Source organism: Marinobacter sp. (assembly GCF_040882185.1).
In the GTDB taxonomy this organism is placed as follows: Bacteria; Pseudomonadota; Gammaproteobacteria; order Pseudomonadales; family Oleiphilaceae; genus Marinobacter.
Genome location: NZ_JBBEBW010000036.1, coordinates 108,293 through 119,951, shown reverse-complemented (window position 1 = coordinate 119,951; position 11,659 = coordinate 108,293). Strand labels below are relative to the sequence as shown.

The following is an 11,659-nucleotide window of genomic DNA, read 5'->3' as shown; positions in this document are numbered from 1 at the left end:
TTATACAAGGGTGACGCCTGACTTGGTGTCATTGAACGCCCCCTGATTGGACTTTGGGAAGACCATGGCTCTGTTGGTTCAAAAATTTGGTGGTACCTCGGTAGGTACCACGGACAGAATCGAAGCGGTTGCGGAAAAAATTGCTCGATTTCGTGAGGAAGGGCACGACATTGTGGTGGTGGTCTCCGCCATGAGTGGTGAAACGAACCGGCTGATCGGGCTCGCCAGCGCGATCATGGAAGAGCCGACTCCCCGTGAGATGGACGTGCTGGTTTCAACGGGTGAGCAGGTGACCATTGCTCTGCTGTCTATGGCACTACAGAAACGAAACTGTGACGCCCGCTCTTACACCGGCGCCCAAGTGCGCATCCTGACCGATAGTGCTCATACCAAGGCCCGGATCCGCCAGATCGACGAGCAGCGTATGAGGGAGGATCTGTCGGCAGGGCGGGTGGTCGTAGTGGCGGGTTTCCAGGGTATCGATGAGCTTGGCAATATCACCACCCTCGGGCGGGGCGGCTCTGATACTACGGCCGTGGCTCTAGCTGCGGCACTTAAAGCTGATGAGTGTCAGATATACACAGACGTGGATGGTGTTTACACCACTGACCCGCGGGTAGTAGATACTGCACGGAGACTGGATCGCATCACATTTGAAGAAATGATTGAAATGGCGAGTCTGGGCTCTAAAGTGTTACAGATCCGCGCGGTTGAATTTGCAGGCAAATATAATGTCCCTCTCAGAGTGCTTTCCAGTTTTCAGGAGGGCGAGGGCACACTGATTACTTTTGAGGATGAGAGTGTCATGGAGCAACCACTGGTTTCCGGCATCGCGTTTAACCGGGACGAAGCCAAACTGACGATTTCCGGTGTGCCTGATACTCCAGGCATCGCTTTACGTATATTAAAGCCTGTAAGCAGTGCGAATATCGAAGTGGATATGATCGTCCAGAATGTCGGTGCGGATAACCGTACGGACTTCACCTTTACCGTACACAGGAATGATTTCAAGCGTGCGCAGCAAGTGCTTCAGCGCGTCGCAGATGAGCTCGGAGCTCGGGAGGTCAGCGGTGACAGTAAGATAGCAAAGGTGAGCATTGTCGGTGTGGGTATGCGCTCGCACGCGGGTGTGGCCACTAAAATGTTCGAAGCGCTGTCCGAAGAAGGTATCAATATTCGTATGATTTCCACGTCGGAAATCAAGATTTCGGTGGTGATCGACGAGAAGTATCTTGAGTTGGCGGTTCGGGCGCTTCATAGTGCGTTTGAATTGCATAAGCCCCAGATTGAGACCTGATAAGGCGAAGCATAGATCGATTCGTCCAGGTCTTGGTGAAAAAGGGAACCATTCCCTATATTTAGACGTCAGAGTAATCGATGTAAGTGATTGTTCTGCTTTTGAAGCATAGTGCGTGGTCCCAGTATAAATATATGACGTACCGCTAACGTCGGACAGGTAGCTTTGATAAGGGAGTATAGAAAATGTTGATTTTGACTCGTCGTGTCGGCGAAACCCTGATGGTTGGTGATGAAGTCACCGTGACTGTCTTGGGGGTGAAGGGGAACCAGGTGCGTATCGGTGTTAACGCCCCTAAGGAAGTTGCTGTTCACCGGGAAGAAATATACCAGCGCATCCAAAGTGAGAAAGGTGACTCGGATGGGCCGGAGCCTGGAAACAGCTGAGTATGAAAACCGTCTGAGCATAAGCAGGCGGTTTTTTTTGGCTTTGATTTTTCTATTCGGTGAAAACAGCAAGAAAAATCCGGAGTCAACCCTATGAAAACAGAAAAATTATGGTACTATACGCCGCGTTCTCAAGGAGAGGTGGGTGAGTGGCTGAAACCAGCTCCCTGCTAAGGAGCCATACGCATTGCGCGTATCGAGGGTTCGAATCCCTCCCTCTCCGCCATCCTCATTTTGGTGAGAGAAAGAGAACATTGTGCGGCTGTAGCTCAGCTGGATAGAGTACTCGGCTACGAACCGAGCGGTCGGAGGTTCGAATCCTCCCAGCCGCACCATTAATTAAGTACAGTCTGTCGTAAACCCCGAGCATTCGTTATGCTCTAAGGCCAGACAGGATTTGAACCGTAAGAGGTTCGACCGGAGCAGGCACGGCCTGCGGAGGAACGTCGGAGCAACGCGACGACGACCCCGAAGGGGTGAGGGCCAGAGGCCCGAATAATCCTCCCAGCCGCACCATTAATTAAGTACAGTCTGTCGCAAACCCCGAGCATTCGTTATGCTCTAAGGCCAGACAGGATTTGAACCGTAAGAGGTTCGACCGGAGCAGGCACGGCCTGCGGAGGAACGTCGGAGCAACGCGACGACGACCCCGAAGGGGTGAGGGCCAGAGGCCCGAATAATCCTCCCAGCCGCACCATTAATTAAGTACAGTCTGTCGTAAATCCGGAGCCTGAGCTACACTCCGAGACACGACAGGGTTTGAATCGTAAAAGTTCGGTCAACGCGTTAAAAGCTAATTTGCGGCTGTAGCTCAGCTGGATAGAGTACTCGGCTACGAACCGAGCGGTCGGAGGTTCGAATCCTCCCAGCCGCACCATATCAAACAAAGAGCCCCGCCAAGAGCGGGGTTTTTTGTTTGCATACCTCAGAGTCTGCCAGGATTTGAACCGTAAGAGGTTCGACCGGAGCAGGCCTCGCCTGCGCAGGAACGTCGGAGCAACGCGACGACGACCCCGAAGGGGTGAGGGCCAAAGGCCCGAGTAATCCTCCCAGCCGCACCATATCAAACAAAGAGCCCCGCCAAGAGCGGGGTTTTTTGTTTGCATACCTCAGAGTCTGCCAGGATTTGAACCGTAAGAGGTTCGACCGGAGCAGGCGCCTTACCACATCAGATCATCAGGAATTTCGTACCCTGCATAGGGATCGTCCGACGCGTTGTCGTCCTGCTTGCGATCATGGAGCACCAACACGGCAGACTCGTCGCGTTCCTGAATCTTTCGTGCCACAACCTCGGGCACCAGTTCATAGCTGTCGTTCACGCAGATAACAGCGAGACGGCCCCGTGAGAGCTGATCGAGCATAATGTCATCCACGTAGATTTTTTTAATTTTCTTGTCATGGACGAACTGATAGGCGGTTTCGCCATACTTGCGATCCAGGCGATTTGACTCCACAAGCTGACGAATCTGGGCCTGGACAGCTTTGCGTTCAGCGATCTGCTGCCGTTCCCGGTTCAGTTGCCGGTCGCGTTCTGCTTTTTCAGCCTGGGCCTGTTGTGCGCGAATCTGGGTTTCGTTAACTTCGGTAGTGCCTTTGGGCTGCTGTTTGCGCTGCTTGTACTTTTCTTTCTTCAGGGCTTTGGCCTTTTTCTCGTCGGCCAGGCCTGCTTTCATTAATTGTTCCTGCAGTGATGCCATAATCAAATGCTTCCTCGTGTTTATGCCGGACGCTGTCGCTTTGATGGGTTAGTATACGCGCAGATAACGTCTTTCGGGGCCAACCGTATCCATGTTCAGGGCTGTTTATGTCGACTTTTGACCACCTCGGGCTCTCGCCCGCTATGCTTGCCAACCTTGCCCGGATAGGCTTTGGCTCGCCCACGCCGGTTCAGACAGCCAGTATTCCCCCTGCTATTGCAGGCAGGGATGTTATAGCCATGGCCAAAACCGGTAGCGGAAAAACCGCAGCATTTGGTATTGGCCTCATTGAGCGACTCAATGTCCGGCATTTTGCAGTTCAGGGCCTGGTATTGTGCCCTACCCGGGAGTTGGCTGACCAGGTCGCCAAGGCACTGAGGGAGCTTGCCAGGGCCAGAGATAATGTGAAGATACTGACGTTGTGTGGCGGGGTGGCTATCGGGCCTCAAATTGGCTCCTTAAGCCACGGCGCTCACATAGTCGTCGGTACGCCCGGGCGCGTGCAGGACCATTTGCGCAAAGGTACTCTCACGCTAGACAAGCTTTTGACGGTCGTGCTTGATGAGGCCGATCGGATGCTCGATATGGGCTTTAGTGAATCCATTAACGATATTCTTGCTCAAACACCCGCTCAGAAACAGACTCTGTTGTTTTCAGCGACCTGGCCCGATGCCATCCGTACTCTCAGTGAAACGTTTCAGGTCGATCCGGTGGATGTTCGCGTTGCGGATTCGGAGCCAGAACTCGATATTGAAGAGTGTTTTTACGAGCTTCAGCCCGGCCAACAGACCGATGCTCTGGCGGCCTTGCTATCACAATCTCGTCCGTCCTCGTGTATTGCGTTCTGCACAACCAAACAGCAGTGCGACGAGATTGAGGCTGCTCTGAAAGGGCGTGGTTTCAGTGCGCTGGCCCTGCACGGCGATCTGGACCAGAGAGATCGCGATGCGGTTCTGGCCCGTTTTGCCAACCAGAGTTGTGCCGTACTTCTCGCCACGGATGTGGCGGCCCGGGGCCTTGATATCAAGGCATTGCCGTTGGTCGTCAATGTAGAGCCAGCCCGTGATTCTGAAATTCATACCCACCGCGTTGGCCGTACCGGCCGGGCGGGTGAGAAGGGGGTCGCTGTGACATTCTGCACGCCTTCTCAGGGGCACCGGGTGTCTCGGCTTGAAGTTATTGCCGGAAAGCCACTCGCGTGGGGCGATACCCCGGCACTGCTGGCGACATCGGATCACCCGGTAAAGCCTGAGCGCCGAACACTTTGTATCGCCGGGGGACGCAAAGACAAGGTTCGTCCGGGTGATGTGCTGGGCGCTTTAACCGGCGAAGCGGGGCTTGCTGGAGCGGCGGTAGGTAAAATCGATCTTTTTGAATTTCAATGTTACGTGGCCGTCAATCGTGATGTTGCTCACAAAGCGCTGAAACGCCTTGAAGAAGGCAAGATAAAAGGGAAAAAATTCCGGGTGCGGATGGTGTAATGAAATCTCTGGATGAGGTGGAGAAAGGTGTATCAAAATGTACACTTGATGGTCTGAACTGTGCATTTTGTTAATTGATTTGGTTGCTCATAAATTGCTAAAACGGTAAATTACGCAGGATTTTGTCCCCCGGTTCTGACGGGCTTTCTCATTTCCGCCCTATCAGGCCGGGGAGAATCGAACAACTTTTACAGGTAGCCCATTTATGAGTGAGCTAATGTCACAAGCCATCGAACTGATGGTCGCAGGTATGGGATTTGTATTTGTATTCCTGGTCATCCTTGTATTTGCCACTTTGCTCATGTCAAAGATCATCACCCGGTTTTCAGAACCGGAGCCGGCAACCCCGGCACGCTCCTCACGTGCAAAAAAACCCGCCCGTCCATCGGTTGACCCTGGTACGGCTGAAGCCATCAAAAAGGCAATTGCACAATACCGGTCGCGCCACAAGAAGTGATCCGGCACACGAATTAGAACCTTTTAACAGAAGGCTGACACGATGACAGACATAAAGAAGCCGCTGGGGATTACGGACGTTATCTTGCGTGACGCTCACCAGTCCATCCTTGCCACTCGTATGCGTCTTGATGACATGCTTCCCATCGCCGAGAAACTCGATAAAGTCGGTTTCTGGTCCTTGGAGTCCTGGGGCGGCGCAACATTCGACGCCTGCATCCGCTATTTGGGGGAAGACCCATGGGATCGCATTCGCCAGCTTAAGAAAGCCATGCCAAATACGCCGCAGCAAATGCTGCTGCGTGGGCAGAATCTGTTGGGCTACCGCCATTACGCAGATGATGTCGTTGAGCGTTTTGTGGACCGGGCGTCAGAGAATGGCGTCGATGTGTTCCGCATTTTTGATGCAATGAACGACCCCCGTAACCTCGACACCGCCATCAAGGCTGTTCGCAAGACCGGTAAGCATGCCCAGGGTACGATTTCCTACACTACCAGTCCGGTCCACACCATTGAGATGTGGGTAGATCTGGCCAGGGAAATTGAGTCCATGGGTGCTGACTCGATAGCGATCAAGGATATGGCTGGTCTGTTGAAGCCTTATGTGGCATTTGATCTGGTTACACGCCTGAAGAAAGAGCTTAAAGTTCCGATTCACATGCAGTGTCATGCCACCACGGGTATGTCCACCGCCACGGCCCTGAAAGCTGCTGAAGCTGGTATTGATAACGTTGATACCGCCATTTCTTCCATGAGTATGACCTACGGGCATTCGCCCACTGAAGCAGTGGTTGCCATTCTGGAAGGAACAGACCGGGATACCGGGCTGGATCTTAATCTGTTGGAAGAGATTGCTGGTTACTTCCGTGAAGTGCGCAAGAAGTACGCGAAGTTCGAAGGCAGCCTGAAAGGTGTCGATTCCCGTATCCTGATTGCGCAGGTTCCCGGCGGTATGCTGACCAATATGGAAAGCCAGTTACGTGAACAGAATGCTGGCGACAAGTTTGATGAGGTTTTGGCAGAGATTCCAAAAGTTCGGGAAGATCTTGGTTTTATTCCGCTGGTGACGCCAACCTCCCAGATTGTGGGTACCCAGTCTGTTCTGAATGTGCTGACGGGAGAGCGCTACAAATCTATCTCAAAGGAAACCGCTGCAATTCTGAAAGGTGAATACGGCTCCGCGCCCGCACCATTCAATAAGGAGTTGCAAGAGCGTGTGCTTGATGGAAAAGAGGCGATCACCTGTCGTCCGGCTGACCTGATCGAGCCGGAAATGGACAAGTTAACTGACGAGCTTGCCAAACTGGCAGAGGAAAAGGGTATCAAGCTGGCGGATGAGCAAATAGACGATGTGCTTACTTACGCATTGTTCCCGCAAATTGGTCTTAAATTCCTGGAAAATCGTGGCAACCCGGCTGCATTTGAGCCAGTTCCGACAGCCGAAGACGCCAGTGTGGCCGCCGCGCCAACCAAGAAAGGTGGTCAGGAGACCTACACCGTTACCGTCGACAGTAAGGAATATGTTGTGGCTGTGACCGAAGGCGGTGAGATCAGTCAGATCGAGTCCAAAGATAGCTCTGCAGCAAGTGGTGCCCCGGCGTCGTCTGCAACGCCAGCACCTGCTGCGGGTGAGGGTGAAGCGGTCCCGGCTCCACTGGGGGGTAATATCTTCAAGATTCTGGTCTCGCCGGGTGATGAAGTTGAAGAGGGCGATGTGCTTATTATTCTTGAGGCCATGAAAATGGAAACCGAGATTCGCGCACCGAAAGCCGGCACGATCGGCGAAATCTTCATCAAGGTCGGTGACGCCGTCGCTGTTGATGATGAAATGCTGACAATCGCATAAGGGCCAGCATTCCATGGATAAATTACTGACACTCTGGACGGGCAGTGGCCTGTTCAATATCGAAATTGGCCAGTTCATCATGATCGTGGTTGGCCTTTTGCTTCTGTACCTTGCTATTCGCAAGAAGTTTGAGCCATTGCTGCTGGTGCCGATCGGCTTCGGTGGTATTTTGGCGAACATTCCGGAGGCCGGGCTTGCCCTGTCTGCTGCGGAGAATGCTATCCATTTTGCCAAGCCGGAGGTATTGGCAGCGTTGGCGAGCATTCTTGATGTTGGTTACCAGGCTGGCCAGGTTGTTACTCCTGAAATCAAGGAGGCCTTCAAGGCTAGCTACGTTGATGCCAGCTACGCCAGCATCAACATGGCCAACGCCGTGGCTCAGGACTTTGGCTACTTCAATGGCATGCTGTACAACTTTTACACCGTTGTGATTGGCAGTACTATTGGCCCGCTTGTGATCTTCATGGGTGTTGGCGCAATGACGGATTTCGGTCCGCTGCTGGCGAACCCGAAGACGATGCTGTTAGGTGCTGCGGCCCAGTTCGGTATTTTCGGGACTGTGTTGGGAGCTGCGTTGCTTGATTGGCTGGGTATTCTGGAATTCACCATTCTGGAAGCCGCTGCAATTGGTATCATCGGTGGTGCGGACGGACCGACATCCATCTATGTGTCCAGCGTTCTGGCTCCCCATCTGCTCGGTGCGATCGCGGTATCTGCCTACGCTTATATGGCCATGGTGCCGATGATTCAGCCGCCAATCATGCGGGCGCTGACCACGCAGAAAGAGCGGGCCATCAAAATGTCCCAGCTTCGCCCGGTGAGCAAGAAAGAAAAGATTATTTTCCCGTTGGTCGTGCTGATTGCGGTAGCTCTGTTCTTGCCAGATGCAGCACCGCTGTTGGGTATGTTCTGCTTCGGTAATCTGATGCGCGAATGTGGCGTAGTGGAGCGTCTGAGCGATACCGCCCAGAATGCACTGATCAATATCACAACCATCCTCCTGGGTCTGTCCGTCGGCTCCAAACTGATGGCGGACAAGTTCCTGGACGCTCAGACGCTGGGCATCCTGGGTCTGGGTATCGTGGCCTTCGGTGTGGGGACAGCCTGCGGTGTTCTGATGGCGAAGTTGATGAACCGTTTCACCAAGGAGCCTATCAACCCGTTAATCGGTTCAGCCGGTGTATCGGCTGTGCCAATGGCGGCGCGGGTATCCAACAAAGTCGGTCTGGAGGCCAACCCCCACAACTTCCTGCTGATGCACGCCATGGGGCCAAACGTGGCGGGTGTTATCGGCTCTGCGGTTGCTGCGGGTGTGATGATCAAATTATTGAGTTGATGTCAGCTCAATAGTTTCTGAAGCCCCATCGGTTATGCCGGATGGGGCTTTTTAATGGAAGTCTCTTGAAGGCACCTTCATGGTTTGAATCAGATGACTCAAATCCGACAACTTGCCAGCCATAACATGAGCAATATTGCCTTCCCGCTCAAGAATACCTTTCACATGCATCAGGCGAGCGGTCAGTAGCGGCTGGCGTTGGCGCCTGGCAGTATCAAGCCAGACTACGACGTTGATATTGCCGGTCTCGTCTTCCAGGGTTACAAAGGTGACGCCAGAGGCGGAACCCGGCCGTTGCCGGCCGGTTACCAGGCCAACCACCTGAACCGGACGGCCCGGTTCGGCGGTGAGTAATTGCTGGCCATTCAGGCATTGGCGAAAGTGCCCCTGCGCTCTGAGTATCGCAACAGGATGACGCCCCAGGGTGAGGCCCTGGGTTGCATAGTCTTCCAGGATATTCTGGCCTTCGCTGGGGTCCTCCATCGTTACCGGGTCGTCATCGAGGTAGCTGTTCCGGACGTCGCCAACAAACATCGCTGCCGGTGAGGTATCGTCGAGTAATTGCCAGTACGCTTGACGTCGGTTCTCACTGCAATCGACCAAGGCATTCGCCGCCGTCAGGGTTTCCATGGTTTGTTGATCCAACCCCGTGATTTGCCTGAAGTGAGTGATGCTCTGATAGCCATTTTCTGGTCGCCGGTCGACTACCATTTGCCCCGCCTGCTTTGAGATCCCTTTAATCAGACGCAGGCCGAGACGTAATATCTGATGCTGATTCTCAAGGGTATGATCCCATTGACTGACGTTCACATTTGGCGGTAACACCTCAACATTATGACGCCTGGCATCCTGTACCAGTTGGGAGGGTGAGTAGAAGCCCATGGGTTGGCTGTTGAGCAGGCCGCAATAAAAAGCTGGCGGGTAATGATGTTTGATCCAGGCAGAAACATACACCAGCAAAGCAAAACTGGCGGCATGAGACTCTGGAAAGCCGTAGCCGCCGAAACCGCATATTTGTTTGTATATCCGTTCGGCAAACTCGGCGCTGTGCCCCCGCTCCAGCATGCCGTGAAGCAGTTTTTCCCGGAAGGGCGTCATGTCACCATGGGATTTCCAGGCCGCCATGGCGCGACGAAGCTGATCGGCTTCGCCTGCGCTGAAACCGGCGGCAACCATGGCAAGCTTGATAACCTGTTCCTGAAATATGGGTACCCCAAGCGTGCGTTCAAGCACTCCGCGGATAGCACTATTCGGATAGTCCACCGTTTCCAGTCCGTGCTTACGACGCAGGTACGGATGAACCATATCGCCCTGAATCGGTCCGGGGCGGACAATAGCGACCTCGATGACAAGGTCGTAGTATTTCTCCGGCTTCAGGCGGGGCAGCATATTGATCTGGGCCCGTGATTCGATCTGAAAGACGCCAATGCTGTCACCCGTTTGCAACATGCCATAGACCTGGCTGTCATCGGCAGGGATATCCTGCATGCGTACGGTGTGGCCTTTCTGTTCGCTGATCATTTCCAGAGATTTACGGATCGCCGACAGCATTCCCAGCGCCAGCACGTCGACTTTCATCAGGCCGAGGCTCTCCAGATCGTCTTTGTCCCATTGGATCACGGTGCGGTTTGCCATGGCTGCGTTTTCAATGGGTACCAGTTCGGACAACGGGCCGGCACTGATAACAAAACCGCCCACATGCTGGGACAAATGTCTGGGAAACCCCAGCAAAGTTTTAACCAGGGAAAAAAACTGGGTAGCCACTTTCGGATTGCGGGTCAGCTTTTTATCAAGAATCTGCTGGCGCCAGTCGGTTTCGCGATCTCTCCAGTCAATACCATTAAGCAACTGCTCCACCAAGCTGGCATCAAGCCCCAGGGCTTTGCCAACATCCCGAATCGCACTGCGGGGGCGGTAGCGGATGACCGTGGCGGCAAGGGCGGCGCGCTCACGGGTATAACGACGATAAATATATTGGATGACCTCTTCGCGACGTTCATGCTCGAAGTCGACGTCTATATCCGGTGGCTCGTTCCGATCTTTGGAGATAAAACGCTCGAATAGTAGCTCTACCATGCGCGGGTCTACTTCGGTGATGCCCAGGCAATAGCAGACCGCAGAGTTGGCAGCAGAGCCCCGGCCCTGGCAGAGAATACCCTGGCGTCGTGCGAAGTCGACAATGTCGTGAATGGTCAAAAAGTAATGCTCGTATTTCATTTCCGAGATGAGTGCGAGTTCTTTCTTGATCAGGGCTTGAATGGGCAGCGGCGTACCTTCTGGAAAACGGGTCTGCTCGCCTTGATGGGTCAGTTGGGCCAGATAATTGGCTGGACTAAAACCTTCTGGGACCAGATCTGACGGGTATTCATATTTTAATGACCCGGGATCAAATGTGCAGAGGCCGGCGATCACCGTAGATTCTTCCAGCCAGGCCTCCGGATAAAGGCGCTGCAAAACCGGTATTGGCCGCAGATAACGCTCGCCGTTCTGGAACAGGTGTTTGCCAGCGGTTTCCAGGGTGCAGCCGTGGCGGATAGCGGTCAATACGTCCTGCAGCGGCTGTCGGTCCCGGCGGTGGGTGTGCACATGGCCTGCCGCAGTAATGGGGCATTGCAGGTGGCTGGCCAGTGCATTCAGTTGTTGCAGTTGCTCTTCTTCACGATTCTCCAGCGTTCGCTCCGCCGCCAGCCAAAAACAGGCGCCAAAAACAGACCGCAGCCATTGGCCGCATTGTCGGGCCTCCTCGAAGGCCACCTGATAAAGCCTCTTTGGCGCCCATAAACACAGACAATGATCCAGCTTGTGCACGGTCAGGTCTTTGCCGCTCAAATAATACTGGCCTTTGGGAGCGCGACGCCGGGCGGTAGTGATCAACTGGCAGAGCTGACCGTAACCGACCCGGTTCCGGGCTAACAGGATGATCTCGGTGGTGAGGCTGCCGGGATCTTCGCTGACCGCAAAATGACTACCTGTGATCAGTTTCACCGGACTGTCTTTCAATGCGGCCCACGCGCGGGGAATACCGGCGACGGAGCAGGTGTCGGTTATTGCCAGGGCGGTGTAGCCCAGTTCCAGCGCGCGGGCTGCAAGCTCCTCCGGATGCGATGCTCCGGTCAGAAAGGTAAAATTACTGAAGCAGTGTAGCTCGGCATAAGGCATG

The 11,659-nt window shown here is 54.0% G+C and carries 8 protein-coding genes and 3 tRNA genes; 9 read left to right on the top strand and 2 right to left on the bottom strand.

Annotated features, from left to right (window positions below; translation table 11 throughout):
* The first annotated feature begins 64 nt into the window (after positions 1-64).
* From WEB64_RS17320 to WEB64_RS17300, 5 genes are all read left to right on the top strand, one after another.
* Positions 65-1,297, top strand: coding sequence for an aspartate kinase (locus WEB64_RS17320; RefSeq protein WP_368057084.1), 1,233 nt, complete (start codon positions 65-67; stop codon positions 1,295-1,297).
* 185 nt (positions 1,298-1,482) lie between these two features.
* Positions 1,483-1,683: a carbon storage regulator CsrA gene (gene csrA, locus WEB64_RS17315; RefSeq protein ID WP_368057086.1), complete on the top strand. Its 201-nt coding sequence runs from the start codon at positions 1,483-1,485 to the stop codon at positions 1,681-1,683.
* 135 nt (positions 1,684-1,818) lie between these two features.
* Positions 1,819-1,909: transfer RNA gene (locus tag WEB64_RS17310), tRNA-Ser, on the top strand.
* 32 nt (positions 1,910-1,941) lie between these two features.
* A tRNA-Arg gene (locus tag WEB64_RS17305) sits at positions 1,942-2,018 on the top strand.
* Positions 2,019-2,483: 465 nt separating this feature from the next.
* Positions 2,484-2,560 (top strand) — tRNA-Arg (locus WEB64_RS17300).
* Positions 2,561-2,843: 283 nt separating this feature from the next.
* On the opposite strand, the gene WEB64_RS17295 is transcribed toward WEB64_RS17300, so the two are convergent.
* Entirely contained in the window at positions 2,844-3,380 is a 537-nt protein-coding gene (locus WEB64_RS17295; RefSeq protein ID WP_368057088.1) for a DUF2058 domain-containing protein, read from the bottom strand.
* Between the two features lie 107 nt (positions 3,381-3,487).
* Here WEB64_RS17295 and dbpA point away from each other — a divergent pair, with 107 nt between their 5' ends.
* The 4 genes from dbpA to WEB64_RS17275 all read left to right on the top strand — a co-directional run bounded on the left by dbpA (position 3,488) and on the right by WEB64_RS17275 (position 8,499).
* Positions 3,488-4,861: an ATP-dependent RNA helicase DbpA gene (gene dbpA, locus WEB64_RS17290; protein WP_368057090.1), complete on the top strand. Its 1,374-nt coding sequence runs from the start codon at positions 3,488-3,490 to the stop codon at positions 4,859-4,861.
* 205 nt (positions 4,862-5,066) lie between these two features.
* The gene (locus tag WEB64_RS17285) at positions 5,067-5,318 is read left to right on the top strand and encodes an OadG family protein (protein WP_368057092.1); all 252 of its coding nucleotides are present in this window, start codon (positions 5,067-5,069) and stop codon (positions 5,316-5,318) included.
* 42 nt (positions 5,319-5,360) lie between these two features.
* Positions 5,361-7,163, top strand: coding sequence for a sodium-extruding oxaloacetate decarboxylase subunit alpha (gene oadA, locus WEB64_RS17280; RefSeq protein WP_368057094.1), 1,803 nt, complete (start codon positions 5,361-5,363; stop codon positions 7,161-7,163).
* 13 nt (positions 7,164-7,176) lie between these two features.
* Positions 7,177-8,499: a sodium ion-translocating decarboxylase subunit beta gene (locus WEB64_RS17275; RefSeq protein ID WP_368057096.1), complete on the top strand. Its 1,323-nt coding sequence runs from the start codon at positions 7,177-7,179 to the stop codon at positions 8,497-8,499.
* A gap of 51 nt (positions 8,500-8,550) precedes the next feature.
* Here the strand turns inward: WEB64_RS17275 and WEB64_RS17270 are convergent, their stop codons facing one another.
* Complete coding sequence (locus WEB64_RS17270) at positions 8,551-11,658, bottom strand: error-prone DNA polymerase (protein ID WP_368057098.1); 3,108 nt, start codon at positions 11,656-11,658, stop codon at positions 8,551-8,553.
* Position 11,659: the final 1 nt, after the last annotated feature.

Bases quoted from the DNA above. Each gene is read 5' to 3' on its own strand.
- WEB64_RS17295 (WP_368057088.1), bottom strand. From the start codon at position 3,380: ATGGCATCACTGCAGGAACAATTAATGAAAGCAGGCCTGGCCGACGAG.
- oadA (WP_368057094.1), top strand. From the start codon at position 5,361: ATGACAGACATAAAGAAGCCGCTGGGGATTACGGACGTTATCTTGCGT.
- WEB64_RS17275 (WP_368057096.1), top strand. From the start codon at position 7,177: ATGGATAAATTACTGACACTCTGGACGGGCAGTGGCCTGTTCAATATC.
- WEB64_RS17270 (WP_368057098.1), bottom strand. From the start codon at position 11,658: ATGCCTTATGCCGAGCTACACTGCTTCAGTAATTTTACCTTTCTGACC.
- WEB64_RS17320 (WP_368057084.1), top strand. From the start codon at position 65: ATGGCTCTGTTGGTTCAAAAATTTGGTGGTACCTCGGTAGGTACCACG.
- dbpA (WP_368057090.1), top strand. From the start codon at position 3,488: ATGTCGACTTTTGACCACCTCGGGCTCTCGCCCGCTATGCTTGCCAAC.
- WEB64_RS17285 (WP_368057092.1), top strand. From the start codon at position 5,067: ATGAGTGAGCTAATGTCACAAGCCATCGAACTGATGGTCGCAGGTATG.
- csrA (WP_368057086.1), top strand. From the start codon at position 1,483: ATGTTGATTTTGACTCGTCGTGTCGGCGAAACCCTGATGGTTGGTGAT.